Source organism: Paracoccus sp. TOH (assembly GCF_030388245.1).
GTDB lineage: Bacteria > Pseudomonadota > Alphaproteobacteria > Rhodobacterales > Rhodobacteraceae > Paracoccus > Paracoccus simplex.
Genome location: NZ_CP098360.1, coordinates 129,101 through 145,028 on the forward strand (window position 1 = coordinate 129,101; position 15,928 = coordinate 145,028).

The following is a 15,928-nucleotide window of genomic DNA, read 5'->3' on the forward strand; positions in this document are numbered from 1 at the left end:
CTCAGTTCACCCGATCGCGGGGCTCGCGGCCCGCAAAGAAGTCTTCGAGATTCTCGATGACGCGGAAGCCCATGGCCTCGCGCGCCTCGCGGGTGGCGCTGCCCAGATGCGGCAGCATCACCAACCGGTCGCTGTTCTTGAGCTGCGGATTGATGTTTGGCTCTCCGTCGAAGACATCCAGGGCCGCGCCGCCGATCGAGTCGAACCACAGCGCATGGGACAGCGCCGCCTCGTCGATCACCTCGCCGCGGGCGGTGTTGATCAGGAACGCGTCCGGCCGCATCAGGTCCAGCCGGCGCGCGTCGATCAGGTGGCGGTTCGCCCCGCCGCCCGGGCAATGCAACGAGATGAAGTCGCAAAGCGGCATCAGCTCGTCCAGGCTGTCCACCTGCGCGGCGTTGCACTGGGCCAGTACCTCGGGCGCGACCGGGCTGCGGTTGTAGACCAGGATGGTCATGCCGAAGCCGTGATGGGCGCGCCGGGCCATTTCCTGGCCGATGCGGCCATAGCCGACGATGCCCAGCGTCTTGCCCGAGACCTTGGTGCCGACCAGATGCGTCGGCCGCCAGCCGGTCCATTGCCCGGCGCGCAGCTCGCGCTCGCCCTCGCCGGCGCGGCGGGCAACCATCAAGAGCAGCGTCATCGCCAGGTCGGCGGTGCATTCGCTCAGCACGTCCGGGGTGTTGGTCACCACGATGCCATGCTCGTTCACGCGGTTCAGGTCGATATGGCTGTAGCCCACCCCGTAATTGGCCAGGATGCGGGTGTGGGGCCTGTCCAGCTCCAGCGCCGGGGCGCCGATCTTGTCGGTCACCGTCGGCAGGATCGCGTCATACTCCTGCATGGCCGCCCGAAAATCCTCGGGCGCCAAGGGTTTGTCCGCAAGGTTCAGCTGCACGTCGAAGATTTCGGACAGCCGCGCCTCGACCGCTGCAGGCCAGCGGCGGGTGACAAGAACTCGGGGTTTCGCCATCACCGCCCCCTTACTGCATGACGCTGGCGATGGTCTCGCCGATCACGGCCGGGTTCTCGGCCATGGTGACGCCCGCCGCCGCCAGGATCTCGACCTTCTCGCTGGCGCTTTCGCCGAAGGCCGAGATGATCGCGCCGGCATGGCCCATGGTGCGGCCCTTGGGCGCGGTCAGGCCGGCGACATAGGCGACCACCGGCTTGCTGACATGGTTGCGGATGTATTCCGCCGCCTCGGCCTCCTGCGGGCCGCCGATCTCGCCGATCATGCAGATCACATGGGTCTCGTCGTCCTGCTCGAAATGCTCGAGCACGTCCCGGAAGGACGAGCCGTTGATCGGGTCGCCGCCGATGCCGACCGAGGTCGAGACGCCCAGCCCGCGTTCTTTCAATTGCGCCGCCGCCTCGTAGCCCAGCGTGCCCGAGCGGCCGATGATGCCGACATTGCCCGGCAGGTAGATATGGCCCGGCATGATGCCCAGCATGGCCTTGCCGGGGCTGATGGTGCCGGCGCAGTTCGGCCCGGTCAGGATCATCCGGCGTTCCTTGGGATAGCGGTACATGTAGCGCTTGACGCGGATCATGTCCTGGGCCGGGATGCCGTCGGTGATGCAGACGCAGTAGCGGATGCCGGCATCCGCCGCCTCCATGATGCTGTCGGCCGCGGCGGGCGGCGGCACGAAGACCAGCGTGGCCTCGGCCCCGGTCTCGGCCACCGCCTCCTTGACGGTGTTGAAGACCGGCACGCCCTCGCAGGTCTCGCCGCCCTTGCCGGGCACGACGCCGCCCACGACATTGGTGCCGTAGTCGATCATCTCGCGGGCGTGGAAACGGGCCATCTTGCCGGTGATGCCCTGAACGATGACGCGGGTTTCGCGATCCAGAAAAATGCTCATCAGACGGCCCTCAGGTTGGGATTGCGCTGGGTATCGGCGCGCCATGCGGCGACGGCGCGCTCGGCGGCTTCCATCAGGGTGGTGGCGCGGATCAGCGGCAGGCCGCTTTGCGCCAGGATCTTCTGGCCTTCCTCGACATTGGTGCCGGCCAGCCGGACCACGACGGGCACCGGCACCGGGTTCTCGCGCAGGGCGCGGACCACGCCCTCGGCCACCCAGTCGCAGCGGTTGATGCCGGCGAAGATGTTGACCAGGATGGCCTGGACGTTCTTGTCCGACATCACCAGGTTGAAGGCCCGTGCCACCCGCTCGGGCGTGGCGCCACCGCCGATGTCAAGGAAGTTCGCGGGTTCGCCCCCGGCCAGCTTGATGGTGTCCATCGTCGCCATGGCCAGGCCGGCGCCGTTGACGATGCAGCCGATATTGCCGTCCAGTCCGACATAGGACAGGCCGTGGTCGGCGGCGCGGGATTCGCGCGGGTCTTCCTGCGACTTGTCGCGCAGCTCGAGGATCTGCGAGTGGCGGAACAGCGCGTTGTTGTCGAAGGTCATCTTGGCGTCCAGCGCCAGGATGCGGTCGTCGCTGGTGATGACCAGCGGATTGACCTCGACCATGGTGGCGTCAAGCTCGCGGAAGGCGCGGTAGCAGCCGCGCAGGGTGCGCACCATCTGCTGGACCATGCCCGGCTTGATGCCCAGCGCGAAAGCGATCTCGCGGCACTGGAATTCCTGCAGGCCCACGGCCGGCTCGACGGTGGCGCGCACGATGCTGTCGGGACGCTGGGCCGAGATTTCCTCGATCTCCATGCCGCCCTCGCCGCTGGCGACGATCATCACCCGCTGGGTGGCGCGGTCCAGAACGAAGCCCAGATAGATCTCGCGGGCGATGGGCACGGCCGCCTCGACATAGACGCGGTAGATGCCCTTGCCCTCGGGCCCGGTCTGGTGCGTCACCAGCTTCTGGCCGAACATGGCCTCGGTCGCCGCCTGGATCTCAAGATCGCTGTCGCAGACCTTGACGCCGCCGGCCTTGCCGCGGCCGCCGGCATGGACTTGGGCCTTGACGACCCAGCGGTCGCCGCCCATCTCGCGGGCCCGATAGGCCGCCTGTTCGGGGCTGTAGGCCAGGGCGCCGGGCGGGATGCCGACCCCGAAGCGGTTGAGTATTTCCTTGGCCTGATATTCGTGAATGTCCATTTTTCGCCTCCTCCCTCGGGCGCCGTTATTCGGCCGCGACCGTCGTCTGGTAATGATCCTCGAGCCGTTCGCTGACGGCAGCCGTGTCGATATTCGCGCCCATCTCGTTCATCGCCGCAGCAAAGCGGGTGACGATGTCGGTGATCGCCTTCTGGTTCAGCAGGTTCAGGATGCCGATGCGGACCTGCACCGGTTCGGACAGCGTCGGCCAGATGCCGAAGCCCTTGGCGCGGCAGTTCTGCACCAGCTCCATCTCGCGGCCCTTCAGGATCTCGGGCAGGTTCAGCACCACCAGCGAGGTCATGTCCGAGGTCACCTTGCAGCCCATCGCCGTCACCGCATCGCGCAGCGCCGCCTCGTGGAAGACATAGTCCTTGGCCCGACCGGCCACCGTCTGCTGCAGCAGGATGCGCAGCGCCTCGTGGAAGGCGGCGACGGCATAGGCGCTGTGGGTGCGGTGATAGGCGCCCTTCTCGACATCCTTGCCGTCGATGACGCCCCAGTGCCGCGCCTCGAGAACCGGGTTATGCACGAAGGTCCGGCAGCCGGTCCGGCGCAGTTCGGCGATATAGCGGTCGCTGAAGCTGACCGGCGCATAGGTCAGCGGCAGGCAGCAGATGCCCTTTTGCGGGCAGGACGCCCAGCCATGCACGCCGGGATAGTCGTCGATGCGGAAATCGCCGACGCCCAGCGACGAGACCGCGTCCACCAGCCCCATGGCGCCATGCCGTTCGCAGGCATCCGAGAAGCCGCGCATGTCGTTGATGCGGCCCGAACCGGTTTCCCAATGCGCCATCGCGGCCCATTTCGGCTTGTGCTCGGCCAGCGCCGCCTCGACGATCTCGCCGGTGACGGACTGGCCATGCGGCACGGTCACGATCTTGACCGAGGCCGGCTGCGGGTCCATCGGGTTGGCGGCCAGCTCCTCGGCGGTGGCGGCCTTCATGCGCAGCGTCAGCCCGTCGATGCCCGAGAAGGTGCCGTTGACGAAAACCACCACCTTGTCGCCGGGCAGCACGGCGCTGAACAGGCAGTCGAGCCCGCTCCAGCCGGTGCCGGCGACGCCGAAGGTGTGGATGTTCGCGGTCCCCATGACCTGGCGCAGCATCTGCTTGCACTCGATCATGCCGCGCAGCACGTCGGCCTGCATGTGGTCCGCGACCCCGGCGCTGGCAAAGCGCTGCAACACCCGCAGATCGGTGTTGCCCGGCCCTGGTCCGGCCGCGAGTGTGTTGGGAATTTCAAGCTGCGGGAAGATCGCCACTTCGGACATGGTGTTTCCTTCAGATCAAGTTTCTTTAACCGAAAGAAAGCTCCTCTCGACAATTGCCGCAACGTAAGATTAACCTGCCTTCAGGTATCCATTTGGGTGGGGCTGCCCCCCCCCAAAGGAATGGGAGAAACAGGATGTCGCTAAATTCACAAGGTTTTTCAGCCTGGCAACGCCGGTGGGACTGCTGATGCGCACCGTCAGCAGCGTCGAAAAGGCCGTCACGATCATTCTGGGCGACAGCAATCCGCTGGTTCTGTCGGCCATGTCCGAGGTTTTCCAGCGCGACACGCGCTTCTCGCTTCTGGCGACCTCGGCCACGGCCGAAGGGTTCCTGACCACGGTTCTGCGGATTCCCGCCCAGGTTGGAATCATCGACTGGGCCCTGCCGGAGATGGGCGGCGCCAAGCTGCTGGAACAGCTGCGCGAGCAGCAGGGGGCGCCGCGCATCGTCGTCTATGGCGACCAGGCCGGCGAGGCGCATCTGGGCGCGCTGGGGGCGGGCGCCGCCGGATTCGTCGCCCGCAGCGACCCGGCCGGCACGCTGCTGGACACCTGTCTGGCCGTGGCCGCCGGCAAGATGGTGTTTCCCTATCTGGACGTGCGGGCGCTGCAGGGAAATCCGCTGCAAACGCTTTCTCCGCGCGAAATGGACATGCTCGAGGCGCTGTCGCGGGGACTGACCAATCGGGAATTGTCGCGCGAGTTGGGCATCTCGGGGAACACGGTCAAATTCCACCTGTCGAACCTTTACGACAAGCTCTCGGTGCGCAGCCGCGCGCAGGCCATCGCCTTTTACTATTCTAACCGTCAGAGTGGCGGAAAAGCATGATCTGCGACTTCTGTCGGAGGCAAAGTGAAATTTTATTTCTTGACTGGAAAATATCAATCTGCCTTCTCTTGTCGCATTCCCCCCAACATGTCGCAGGAGCATCCCGCAATGAGCTTTCATCCCATCGAACAAGCCCCCGCACGCCTGAATCGCAGCGAGCTTGCCGTGCCCGGCAGCCAGCCGCAAATGTTTCAAAAGGCGGCGGATTCCGACGTCGACGTGATCTTCCTCGACCTCGAGGACGCGGTCGCGCCGGACGAGAAACCGCAGGCCCGCAAGAACATCATCAAGGCCCTGAACGAGATCGACTGGGGCAAGAAGACCATGTCGATCCGAATCAACGGGCTCGACACGCATTACATGTATCGCGACGTGGTGGACGTGGTCGAACAGGCCGGCGAGCGGCTGGACCTGATCATGATCCCCAAGGTCGGCACCGCCGCCGATGTCTATGCCGTGGACATGCTGGTCACCCAGATCGAGGACGCCAAGGGCCTGAAGAAGCGCATCGGCTTCGAGCATATCATCGAGACGGCGCTGGGGATGCAGAACATCAACGAGATCGCCGCCGCCTCGAAGCGCAATGAAAGCCTGCATTTCGGCGTCGCCGACTACGCCGCCTCGACCCGGGCGCGCACGACGGTGATCGGCGGCGTGAACGAGCATTACTCGGTGCTGACCGACAAGCTGGACGACGGCTCGCGTCAGATCCATTGGGGCGACATGTGGCATTATGCGCTGTCGCGCATGGTGGTCGCGGCGCGCGCCAACGGCTTGCGCCCGATCGACGGCCCCTTCGGCGATTTCTCGGACCCCGAGGGCTACAAGGCCGCCGCCTATCGCGCCGCGGTGCTGGGCTGCGAGGGGAAATGGGCCATCCATCCCAGCCAGATCGCGCTGGCCAACGAGGTGATGAGCCCCTCGGCCGCCGAGGTCGAGCGGGCGCAGAAGATCCTCGACGCCATGGCCAAGGCCGAGGCCGAGGGCAAGGGCGCGGTGTCGCTGGACGGCCGGCTGATCGACTATGCCTCGATCCGGCAGGCCGAGGTGCTGGTCCAGAAAGCCCGCCAGATCGCGGCATGACGGAAAGGATTGCCGAGATGCGGGCCCTGGCGCGAAAGCTCTATGACGCGGCCGTGCGCGCGGCCGACCCTGCCCTGGCCGTGCGCCGGCATTTCCAAAGCCATCCCCCTGCCGCGCCCGCGGCGGGGGGACAGACCATCCTGATCGCCATCGGCAAGGCCGCACCCGCCATGCTGGCCGAGGCCATGGTCCATGTCCCCGGCCCGGTGACGGCGCTGGCGGTGACGCATTACGGCAATGGCCGCGAGATTCCCGGCGCCCGCGTGCTGACCGCCAGCCACCCCGAGCCCGACGAGGCCGGGCTGCAGGCCGGCCGGGACATCATCGCGCTTCTGGACCGGGCCGGACCGCAGGACCGGGTGATCGCACTGATTTCGGGCGGCGGCTCGGCGCTGGTTCCGGCGCCGCTGCCGCCGCTGACCCTGGCCGACAAGCAACAGGTGAACCGGCTGCTGCTGGCCAGCGGGCTGGAGATCGGGCAGGTGAACCTGATCCGCCAGCAGCTTTCCGACCTGAAGGGCGGCGGCTTTCTGCGCCATGCCGCCCCTGCCCCGGTGACGGCGCTGATCCTCTCGGACGTCATCGGCAACGACCTGGGCGCCATCGCCAGCGGCCCGACGGTGGCGCCGCTCGGCACCCGCCGCGAGGCGCTGGAGCTGCTGGCCGGGCGGAATCTGCTTGAGAAATTGCCCGCCAAGGTGCGCGAACTGCTGGAAAGCGATGCGGCCCCCGCCGCCTTGCCCAAGGCCGAAAACCACCTGATCGGCAGCAACGAGATCTCGCTCGACGCGATGCGCGCCGCGGTGCCCGAGGGCTGGACGGCCCGCATCGTCAGCGACCGGCTGACCGGCGACGTGGCCGAGGCCGCCGCCTACATCGCCGAGGCGGCGGGCGCACGCCGCCCGGACCGGCCCGAGGCGCTGATCTTCGGCGGCGAGACCACGGTGGCGCTGCGCGGCACCGGCAAGGGCGGTCGCAACCAGGAGCTGGCGCTGCGCATCGCCCTGATGGGCCGGGGCTGGCCGGGATATTGGGCCTTCCTCAGCGGCGGCACCGACGGGCGCGACGGGCCGACCGACGCGGCGGGCGGCATCGTCGACGGCAGCACCGCCGAGCGCATCCGCGCCGCCGGCCGCGACGGCGCGGCGCTGCTGGCCAACAATGACAGCCACGCGGCGCTGCAGGCGGCGGGCGACCTGCTGCTGACCGGCGCGACCGGCACCAATGTCGCCGATGTCCAGGTGCTGCTGCTGTCCTGACCGACCCGCCCGCCCCATCGCAAACGGACCATCGCAAACGGAAATGAAAACGGCCGCCCCTTGGGGCGGCCGCAGCATTTGCGCGACGGGGCCTTAGCCCGGCAGTTGGAAGACCCGGTTGGCGACCACCACCACGGCCACACCCGCCGCCAGCGCCAGATAGGGCAGGATGCCGGCGCGCCGGGGCCCGAAGCTGGTCGCGTCGTGATCCAGCCCCAGATCCTGCATCGCCTCGGCCGGGAAGCGGCCCTTGTCGGTGACATAATGGCGCCACAGGAAGATCGGCACGACGAGCGCCGCGAAGATCGCCCCCGAAAGCAAAGCGTTGGAATAGCCCCAGACCTTGGCGCCGGCGCCGAGGAACAGCGCATTGGCGAAGGCCAGCAGCGTGTTCAGCCCGATCAGCCAGGTCGGCGCGCGCCAGGGCCGCTCGACATGCGGCGAGTCGATGCGGTGGATCCAGCCGGCATTCAGGTTCAGGAAGTTGAAGGTCAGGTAGCCCACGTTCGAGATGGCCAGGACGTAGAAATAGCCGTTGGCATCCGAGGCCAGCGCCAGCAGGAACAGGTTGATGACGAAATTCGTCCAGATCGCGTTGACCGGGGCGCCCTGCTCGTTCACATGGCCCAGGAATTTCGGCAGCAGGCCGTCGCGCGAGCCCTGGTAGAGCGTGCGCGCCGAACCGGCGCAGGCGGTCATGATCGCCATGAACAGCGCCAGCAGCATCAGCACGGTGAAGAATTGCGCCACCACCGGCCCGGCGCCGATCATGCCGCCAAGCGCCTGGGCGATGCCGGTGCCGTCGACGATGCCGGGCGCCAGCATACCCTCGATGCCCAGAACGCCCTGGAAGGCGAAGGGGATCAGGCAGAAGAACGCCATGCAGAGCAGGCCCGAGAAGAAGATGGCCCGGAAGGTGTCGCGCTTGGGGTTCTTCAGTTCGCGGGTGTAGCAGACCGCCGTCTCGAAGGCATAGGTCGACCAGGCGGCGATGTAGAGCCCGCCCAGCACCAGCGTCCAGCCGCCCAGGTTCCAGCTGCCCGGCTCGGCCGAATAGGCGGTGGCCGGCGGCACGATGTTCGAGACATTGCCATAGTCGATCGCGCCGGTGAAGATCGGCACCAGCCCGACCAGGATCAGCGGCACCAGCACGATGATTGCCATCCATTTCTGCGCCGTCGCCGTCGAGGAGACGCCGCGATACTGGATCGCGATCAGGATCAGCATCAGCACCGCGCCGATGACGAAGGTGGTGTTGAAGTAAAGCGTGAACAGGCCGGGGATTTCCAGATTGAAAGCCGTCCAGCTGCGGATCGCCGGGGTCAGAGCCGACACCGCGTCGCCGGTCAGCAGGGCCTGGATCGCCTGGGCGCTGCCAAGGCCGGGATTGGCCGCCAGGTATTCCGCCACCCGCGGACTGTCGGCGGTGATCGAGTTCGCATGGGCGGCGATCCAGTCCAGCACCGGCTGCGAGCCGGCCAGCGGCACCGGGAACAGCGCGTTCAGGATGTAGCCGGCCGCGATGGCGCAACCCAGGGACAGCACCGGCGACCAGGCGAACCAGTTGCACCAGATCGACAGCGGCGCCACCGGCTTGGCATAGCGCAGCCAGGCCATGGCGCCATAGACCGAGGCGCCGCCGGATTTGTTGCCGAACATGCCCGCCATCTCGGCATAGGTGAAGGACTGCGCAAAGCCCATCATCATCGAGACGATCCAGACGACGAAGGCGACCTTGCCGGTGGTCCCGGCGATGCCGCCCAGCGAGAACAGCACCAGCGGCGGCACGCCGGCGGCGATCCAGAACGCCCCCGTCCAGCTGAGCGAACGGACCATATGGCCGGTCTCTTGCGGCGTTTCCGCCGTTGTGGTCGTATATGTCATTGCAAAACTCCCCTGCCGGCTTTTCTGTCGGGCCGCCCCCGCCGGCGGGACCGCGGCCCGTGATCCGGGATGCCCGCCATCCGGGGAACGGCGGCATCACGATGCCCTTCCGGCAGCCGCATGGCGCCGGTTGTTCTTCAGCCCCACCCGGGGTTGGTTGTCCTGCGATGGCCGTCCGCCGGCCTCAGTCGTCGGCGAAGATCCCCGGCGATGTCGGCTTTCCGTCGTCGAACTGGGCCAGATAGTCGGTGATGATCTGGCGGTTGACGGTGAAGCCCTTGTATTCTGCCAGCTCGTCGGGCAGGTCGCGGATCACCCGGTGCAGGCGGCGCCCCCATTTCGGCACCGTCACCAGGTCTTGCAGCGCGATCATGTAGCAGCGGATCGGGAAGGCCAGCGCGTTCGAGCGCGGCAGCCGCCAGAAACTTTGCAGCTCGACCCGCAGATATTGCTTGGCGCCGACATTCTCGGGGGTGATGGTGCGTTTCTCGGGCCCCCAGAGGTGATAGTTCTCGGGGCTGGTATCCAGCCGCGGGTTCACCGTCATGGTCCAGTTCAGCCGCCGCGAGGGCGAACCCTGCGGGATTGCCAGCAGGAATTTCAGCGCCCGCTGGAAGATGCCCATCTCGGCGGCCTTCGGCACCGGCGCATGCCATTCGAAGAAGTTCATGCCGATGTCGAAATCCAGCGACCAGTCGGCCTGGCTGGTCACCATGCCGGCATCCATCCACAGGTTGTTCTCGCGCTGGTCCAGCACCGCGAAATCGCCCTGGGCCTGCCGGGTGATGTATTCCATCGGCCCGCAGGGCAACGTCGTCGAGTCAAGGAAGGTGAAGCGCTGCTCGATCCCCAGCGGCCGGTTGACCCAGTGCCAGCGGTCGCCGTCGCGATGCAGCTGGAACAGCTCGGGGTAATCCTCGGCCTTGCACTGCATGATCAGTTCCAGTAGATCCCAGCCGGCCAGTTCCATATGCGGCAGGGATTGGCAGCGCAGCGGATCGCCGGCCAGGGTGATGGCGCGGTCGCGCATCTCGGCCACGTAATGTTCGTCCACGTCGAAGCGCTTCTCGAAGACGCTGCCGGCGCGCCCCCCCGTGCCATGCGGCTCCATGTTGACGGAGTACATGTAATCGTCCTTGTCGAACGGGAACGGGAAGCGCCGGATGGCTTCGGCGGAATTGTGATAGCTGTAATCGTCGCGGAAGGTCTCGTCGTTGAACCGGATGGTCATGGCCGGGCTCCTATCGGTCGATGATCAGCGACTCGCCACGGAAGCGCGAGACGCAGGGCATGATGCGGGTCTGTTCGGACTGCTCGTCCTCGGACAGCCAATGGTCGTGATGCTCGATCCGGCCGTGGCACGAGACCACGCGCGTCTCGCAGCGCCCGCAGGCGCCGCCGCGGCAGGACCAGTCGATCTCGACCTCGGCCGCCTCCAGCGCCTCGAGCAGGCTCTGATGCGCCCCGACCTCGATGGTCCGGCCCGAACGGGCCAGAACCACCTCGAAGGGCCGGCCCGGCGGCGGCGCCTGGAAAACCTCGGAATGCAGCGCGGTTTTCGGCCAGCCCAGCCGGGCGCCGGTTTGCGCGACCGCATTGATCAGGCCTTCGGGGCCGCAGGTATAGACATGGGTGCCCAGCGGTTGCGCCGACAGGAAGGCCCCCAGATCCATGCGGTTGCTCTCATCCGAGATATGGAAATGGATATGCGGCACATCCGGCAGCAGGTCCAGCCCGGCCGCTTCGTCGCGCGAGCGGGCACCGTAATGCAACTCGAAAGGCAACTGCATGCGCAGAAGCTGTCGGATCTGGGCGATGAAAGGCGTGATGCCGATGCCGCCGGCGATCAGCACATGCTTCTTCGCCCGCAGGTCCAGCGCGAACAGGTTCAGCGGCAGCGAGACGCGCAGCAGGTCGCCGGGCCGCACCTGGCCATGCATGAAGCGCGACCCGCCGCGTCCGCCATCCTCGCGCCGCACCGCGATCTCGTAGCCCGAGCCGTCCTGCGGGTCCGAAATCAGCGAATAGGCATTGCGGCGCAGCACGTCGCCGTCCGGCATCTCGACCACGACATGCGCGCCGCCGGAAAACAGCGGCAGCAATTCGCCCTGCGGATGTTGGAAACGGAAGCGCTTGACCAGCGGCGTCAGCAATTCGGCCTCTGTCACGCGCAGCATCAGGGACGTCATGGCTTGATCTCCTGCGGCTCGGGCACGATGCCCGGGGTCTCGGCATCGATGCAGACCCCCTGGAAGGCGCCGATGCGGCGTGAGTAATGGTCGCGCACGAACAGGTTCAGCCCGCAATGCGCGCAGGTGAACGGGTCGGTGGTGACGTTTTCGGTGATGCCCTTGCAATGCACGCATTGCATCCGCCGGGCGATGCCGCCGTGATGTTCGGCGTCGATCGCCTCGAGCGGCAGGCCGGCGGCCAGCGCATCGGCCATGGCCTGACCGATCAGCCCCTCGCTGCCGGCCAGGTAAAGCCGGATGCCCATATGCGCGTCGGCCAAAGCCCGCGCGAAGCGCGGCCGCAGCGCCGCCCAGCTCGGCCCCTCGACATAGCTGGCCGGGCCCAGCCCCCGCAGCCGCGCCGCGAGCTCGGGGCCGGCCGGGGCGCCGGAGGAGATGTAGAACAGCTGGGCATGACGCATGACCGAGGAGTCGGCCTTGGCCAGCTCGGCCAGCGCCTCGCCGCCCGCGCCCTCGGCCAGCATCAGCGCGGGCAGCGCCCCGTGCGGTCGCAATCCGCCATAGACCGGGCGGCTGGGGATTGAAGGTGAAAATTCCGTGGCTCGCATTGGCTGCGTTCTCCCTGTCGCGAAGGGGACGAGGCGGCCTTGGGCGTCCTGGCGCCGCCTCGTCCCCGGTCGGCTCAGCCCTTGGCGGTGCGACGCTTCTTCTCGGGATCGTGGAAGGGCATCGGCTGGGCGGTGGCGGCAATATCGCCGCCCGGGTTGCGGATGGTCAGCGGCGTGCCGGGCACCGCGCAATCGACCGGCATCCGGGCGATGCCGATATTGTGCTTGTTCAGCGGGCTGTAGAAGCCGACGGTGACCACGCCGACTTCCTTGCCGTCCTTGATGATCGGCGCGCCCTCGGCCGCGGCCTCGGTGCCCTCCAGCTTGACGCCGTAGATCTTGAAGCGCTCCTTGCCGCGCAGCCGGTAATGCTCCTCGGCGCCGCGGAAGCCGGTCTTGCCGGGCGAGACGGTGAAGTCCAGCCCCAGCTCCCACAGCGTGTCGCCGCAGGGCTCGTTCTCGAACGGGTACTTCTCGGAGTTGTCATAGGGGAAGAACAGCAGGTAGCTTTCCGCCCGCAGCAGGTCCAGCGTGGTGAAGCGGGTCGGGATGATGCCCATCGCCGCGCCCTCGGCCACGATCGTGTCCCAGATCTCGGGCGCGTCCTGACGGCGGCAGAAGATCTCGTAGCCGCGCTCGCCGGTATAGCCGGTGCGCGAGATGGTCACCGGCTTGCCGAACAGCGTCGTGTGGATATGGCTGAAATAGGCCAGGTCGCGGATGCCCGCCACGTGCTTTTCCAGGTAATCCACCGCCAGCGGCCCCTGCAGCGAGATGTCGTGCAGGTCGTCGTCGAACATCACGCTGACATTGCGGCCGGTCGCCGCCATGGTCAGCTGCTCGTGCCCCTGGCCCGAGCCGTGCACCACCATGAAGCTGTGCGGACCCATGCGGTAGATCACGCAGTCGTCGACGAACTTGCCGCCGTCGTTCAGCATGCTGGCATAGGCCGAGCGGCCGGGCTTGATCTTCTCGACCGAGCGGGTCGTGGCGCGGTCGATGACATGGCTGGCATGCGGGCCGATCACATGCACCTTCTTCAGCCCCGAGACGTCCATCACCCCGGCCTTGGTGCGGATCGCCATGTATTCCTCGAGCTGGTCCTTGTCATAGGTCCATGCCGTTCCCATCCCGCTCCAATCCTCAAGCCCCGAGCCCAGGGCCCGGTGCCGGTCTGCCAGAGCAGAAAATCGCCAACTCGCCGTCATCTCAATTCCTCCTATTCGGTATCCGTTCCACGATCCGCAACCGGACCAGGGCTTCCATGGCAACGAAGGGCGGGGGCAAGCGGCCCGATCAGGTCATGGGCGGCAGACAGGGCGCCGGGCCGGCGGCATGTCTGGCAAGGTCGGAACGAACAGGATCGAGGCCTGCCCCTCCTTCGGGTCCGAGCCCCGCGCGGGGCGGCGACCCATGAACCGCCTGTTGTTGATCGGACCGGTTTTTGCATCCGCTCGCTTGTTGAAACCATTCAACACATATCTCGCCTAAAAAGCAATTATTTTTCTTAACAGGAATGTTTTGCACATCTTTCTGCCTATACCCCGGCCAGGAGCCGGGTTTTTGGCAGAAAAACCCGGAAGAATGGCCCGTGGGAAGGCCGAACGGAGCGCCGCGGCCAGCGCCCAAACTGGCCGCAGTTCCGCGCCGTGGCAGGGGCGGGAATCAGCGAAACGCAAGGCCGGCGAATCATTTGCTCGATATCCGTCCGGCCACCGACCGGGTCGTCGCCGCACCGCCGATTCTGCAACCGTCCGCGAAAATATCATGCCGGCGCAGCGACTTGCGAAGTCGACGCGCCGGCATGACTGGCTTGGCACGGCGCGCGTCGGGCGCACCATGCAGGAAAAAAGCGGTGTAGAGGCGGTCAGCCCATGCGCTCGCTGGAATAGCTTCCGGGCGATGCCGGGAAGACGACGGTCTTGTTGCCGTTCAGGAACACCCGGCGGTGGATATGGGCGTGGATGGCCCGCGCCAGCACCTGGCTTTCCACGTCGCGGCCCAGCGAGACATAATCCTCGGGCGATTGCGCATGGGTCACCCGGATGATGTCCTGCTCGATGATCGGGCCCTCGTCGCGATCCGCGGTCACGTAATGGCTGGTGGCGCCGATCAGCTTCACCCCGCGCTCGAAGGCCTGCTTGTAGGGGTTGGCGCCCTTGAAGCTCGGCAGGAACGAGTGGTGGATGTTGATGATCCGCCCCGACATTTCCTTGCACATCTCGTCCGACAGCACCTGCATGTAGCGCGCCAGCACGATCAGCTCGGCCCCGGTCTCGCGCACGATGCGCATCTGCTCGGCCTCGGCCTGCGGCTTGTTCTCCTTGGTGACCTTGATGCAGTGGAAGGGCAGGTCGTGGTTCACCACCACCTTCTGATAGTCCATGTGGTTCGAGATCACCGCCACGATCTCGATCGGCAAGGCGCCGATGCGCCAGCGATACAAGAGATCGTTCAGGCAATGCCCGAAGCGGCTGACCATGATCACCACCTTCATCTTCTCGGATTCGTCGTGGATGGCGTATTGCATGGCGAAGGGCGCCGCCACTTCGGCCAGGCCCGCGCGCAGATCCTCCAGCCCCACGCCCTCTTCCGAGACGAAGCTGACGCGCATGAAGAACTTGCCGGTCTGCGGGTCGTCGAACTGGCTGGAATCGGTGATGTTGCAGCCGTTCTCGGCCAGAAAGCCCGAGATGGCGGCCACGATGCCGCGCGTGGATTCGCAGGCAACGGTCAGGCAGAACTTGTTCATCGGTTTCTCCACTTGTCTTGATGGGCAAAGCCCGTTGTTCTTCGGTTTCATCGGATCCGGGGACACCCGGCCCTGCGCATGTCTCAGGCGGTCAGGCCCTCGGGCTCGGGCCAGCCATGGGCCCGGCAGCAGGCGGTCAGCGTGTTGGCCAGCAGGCAGGCGATGGTCATCGGTCCGACCCCGCCCGGCACCGGGGTGATGGCCCCGGCGACCTGGGCCGCGCTGTCGAAATCGACGTCGCCCACCAGCCGGGTGCGGCCGTCCTCCTCGATGCGGTTGATGCCGACGTCGATCACCGTCGCCCCGGGCTTGACCCAGTCGCCGCGGATCATCCGCGGCCGGCCGACCGCCGCGACCAGGATGTCGGCGGTGCGGCAGAGCCCGGCCAGATCCTTGGTCCGCGAATGCGCGATGGTCACCGTGCAGCTGTCGCCCAGCAAAAGCTGCGCCATCGGCTTGCCGACGATGTTCGAGCGCCCCACCACCACCGCGTTCAGCCCGGAAAGATCGCCAAGCCGGTCGCGCAACAGCATCAGGCAGCCCAAGGGCGTGCAGGGCACCATGCTTTTCTGCCCGGTCCCCAGCAGCCCGACATTCGAGATGTGGAACCCGTCCACGTCCTTTGCCGGGTCGATGGCGTTGATCACCCGCTCGGCATCCATGTGCCCGGGCAGCGGCAGCTGCACCAGGATGCCATGCACCGCCGGATCGGCGTTCAGCCGGCCGATCAGCGCCAGAAGATCCTCTTGCGGGGTCTCGGCCGGCAGCTTGTGCTCGAAGCTCGCCATGCCGGCCTCGCGGGTCTGGATGCCCTTGTTGCGGACATAGACCTCGCTGGCCGGATCCTCGCCCACCAGCACCACCGCAAGACCGGGAACCACCCCATGCGCCGCCTTCAGCCGCCCCACATGCTCGGCAACCCGCGCCCGAACCCCGGAAGCAAAGCCCTTGCCGTCGATGATTGCGCCGCCATTCCTTGCAGCCATG

Annotated in this window: 14 protein-coding genes; 3 read left to right on the forward strand and 11 right to left on the reverse strand. The window is 66.8% G+C overall.

The genetic code is table 11. The features are described 5' to 3' along the window. Window position 1: 1 nt before the first annotated feature. Genes NBE95_RS00625 through NBE95_RS00640 form a run of 4 tightly spaced genes read right to left on the reverse strand, consistent with a single transcriptional unit; the run spans window position 2 to window position 4,334 of the window. The gene (locus tag NBE95_RS00625) at window positions 2-973 is read right to left on the reverse strand and encodes a D-glycerate dehydrogenase (protein ID WP_289893995.1); all 972 of its coding nucleotides are present in this window, start codon (window positions 971-973) and stop codon (window positions 2-4) included. Window positions 974-983: 10 nt separating this feature from the next. After that, window positions 984-1,865, reverse strand: coding sequence for a succinate--CoA ligase subunit alpha (gene sucD, locus NBE95_RS00630; RefSeq protein WP_289893996.1), 882 nt, complete (start codon window positions 1,863-1,865; stop codon window positions 984-986). After that, on the reverse strand, window positions 1,865-3,061 hold the full coding sequence (locus NBE95_RS00635; RefSeq protein WP_289893997.1) for a malate--CoA ligase subunit beta: 1,197 nt from the start codon (window positions 3,059-3,061) through the stop codon (window positions 1,865-1,867). Before NBE95_RS00635 ends, sucD begins: the two co-directional genes overlap by 1 nt. Window positions 3,062-3,086: 25 nt before the next feature. Next, window positions 3,087-4,334, reverse strand: a complete 1,248-nt coding sequence (locus NBE95_RS00640; RefSeq protein WP_289893998.1) for an aminotransferase class V-fold PLP-dependent enzyme — start codon at window positions 4,332-4,334, stop codon at window positions 3,087-3,089. A 187-nt stretch (window positions 4,335-4,521) separates the two neighbouring features. Here NBE95_RS00640 and NBE95_RS00645 point away from each other — a divergent pair, with 187 nt between their 5' ends. The 3 genes from NBE95_RS00645 to NBE95_RS00655 all read left to right on the forward strand — a co-directional run bounded on the left by NBE95_RS00645 (window position 4,522) and on the right by NBE95_RS00655 (window position 7,505). Then, entirely contained in the window at window positions 4,522-5,163 is a 642-nt protein-coding gene (locus NBE95_RS00645; RefSeq protein ID WP_289894875.1) for a response regulator transcription factor, read from the forward strand. A gap of 108 nt (window positions 5,164-5,271) precedes the next feature. After that, window positions 5,272-6,246 carry a CoA ester lyase gene (locus NBE95_RS00650; RefSeq protein ID WP_289893999.1) on the forward strand — a complete coding sequence of 325 codons (975 nt, stop codon included), beginning with the start codon at window positions 5,272-5,274 and terminating at the stop codon, window positions 6,244-6,246. Continuing rightward, window positions 6,243-7,505, forward strand: coding sequence for a DUF4147 domain-containing protein (locus NBE95_RS00655; RefSeq protein WP_289894000.1), 1,263 nt, complete (start codon window positions 6,243-6,245; stop codon window positions 7,503-7,505). The genes NBE95_RS00650 and NBE95_RS00655 overlap by 4 nt, the downstream gene beginning before the upstream one ends. A gap of 93 nt (window positions 7,506-7,598) precedes the next feature. Here NBE95_RS00655 and NBE95_RS00660 read toward each other — a convergent pair whose 3' ends face one another. The 7 genes from NBE95_RS00660 to folD form a co-directional block, all read right to left on the reverse strand. Continuing rightward, window positions 7,599-9,389: an APC family permease gene (locus NBE95_RS00660; protein WP_289894001.1), complete on the reverse strand. Its 1,791-nt coding sequence runs from the start codon at window positions 9,387-9,389 to the stop codon at window positions 7,599-7,601. A gap of 184 nt (window positions 9,390-9,573) precedes the next feature. Further along, window positions 9,574-10,620, reverse strand: coding sequence for a DUF3445 domain-containing protein (locus NBE95_RS00665; RefSeq protein WP_019352493.1), 1,047 nt, complete (start codon window positions 10,618-10,620; stop codon window positions 9,574-9,576). A gap of 10 nt (window positions 10,621-10,630) precedes the next feature. Then, window positions 10,631-11,578 (reverse strand): PDR/VanB family oxidoreductase, encoded by a 948-nt coding sequence (locus NBE95_RS00670; RefSeq protein WP_289894002.1) that lies wholly within the window; start codon window positions 11,576-11,578, stop codon window positions 10,631-10,633. Further along, entirely contained in the window at window positions 11,575-12,189 is a 615-nt protein-coding gene (locus NBE95_RS00675; protein WP_289894003.1) for a dimethylamine monooxygenase subunit DmmA family protein, read from the reverse strand. Before NBE95_RS00675 ends, NBE95_RS00670 begins: the two co-directional genes overlap by 4 nt. Window positions 12,190-12,263: 74 nt before the next feature. After that, complete coding sequence (locus NBE95_RS00680) at window positions 12,264-13,397, reverse strand: aminomethyltransferase family protein (protein ID WP_289894004.1); 1,134 nt, start codon at window positions 13,395-13,397, stop codon at window positions 12,264-12,266. Between the two features lie 659 nt (window positions 13,398-14,056). After that, entirely contained in the window at window positions 14,057-14,941 is an 885-nt protein-coding gene (gene purU / locus NBE95_RS00685) for a formyltetrahydrofolate deformylase (protein WP_289894005.1), read from the reverse strand. Between the two features lie 83 nt (window positions 14,942-15,024). Beyond that, window positions 15,025-15,927, reverse strand: coding sequence for a bifunctional methylenetetrahydrofolate dehydrogenase/methenyltetrahydrofolate cyclohydrolase FolD (gene folD, locus NBE95_RS00690; RefSeq protein WP_289894006.1), 903 nt, complete (start codon window positions 15,925-15,927; stop codon window positions 15,025-15,027). Window position 15,928: the final 1 nt, after the last annotated feature.

Coding starts and splice junctions, on each gene's coding strand:
- NBE95_RS00670 (WP_289894002.1), bottom strand. CDS start 11,578: ATGACGTCCCTGATGCTGCGCGTGACAGAGGCCGAATTGCTGACGCCG.
- NBE95_RS00680 (WP_289894004.1), bottom strand. CDS start 13,397: ATGACGGCGAGTTGGCGATTTTCTGCTCTGGCAGACCGGCACCGGGCC.
- NBE95_RS00640 (WP_289893998.1), bottom strand. CDS start 4,334: ATGTCCGAAGTGGCGATCTTCCCGCAGCTTGAAATTCCCAACACACTC.
- NBE95_RS00625 (WP_289893995.1), bottom strand. CDS start 973: ATGGCGAAACCCCGAGTTCTTGTCACCCGCCGCTGGCCTGCAGCGGTC.
- NBE95_RS00665 (WP_019352493.1), bottom strand. CDS start 10,620: ATGACCATCCGGTTCAACGACGAGACCTTCCGCGACGATTACAGCTAT.
- NBE95_RS00635 (WP_289893997.1), bottom strand. CDS start 3,061: ATGGACATTCACGAATATCAGGCCAAGGAAATACTCAACCGCTTCGGG.
- sucD (WP_289893996.1), bottom strand. CDS start 1,865: ATGAGCATTTTTCTGGATCGCGAAACCCGCGTCATCGTTCAGGGCATC.
- NBE95_RS00675 (WP_289894003.1), bottom strand. CDS start 12,189: ATGCGAGCCACGGAATTTTCACCTTCAATCCCCAGCCGCCCGGTCTAT.
- NBE95_RS00645 (WP_289894875.1), top strand. CDS start 4,522: ATGCGCACCGTCAGCAGCGTCGAAAAGGCCGTCACGATCATTCTGGGC.
- NBE95_RS00650 (WP_289893999.1), top strand. CDS start 5,272: ATGAGCTTTCATCCCATCGAACAAGCCCCCGCACGCCTGAATCGCAGC.
- NBE95_RS00660 (WP_289894001.1), bottom strand. CDS start 9,389: ATGACATATACGACCACAACGGCGGAAACGCCGCAAGAGACCGGCCAT.
- folD (WP_289894006.1), bottom strand. CDS start 15,927: ATGGCTGCAAGGAATGGCGGCGCAATCATCGACGGCAAGGGCTTTGCT.
- purU (WP_289894005.1), bottom strand. CDS start 14,941: ATGAACAAGTTCTGCCTGACCGTTGCCTGCGAATCCACGCGCGGCATC.
- NBE95_RS00655 (WP_289894000.1), top strand. CDS start 6,243: ATGACGGAAAGGATTGCCGAGATGCGGGCCCTGGCGCGAAAGCTCTAT.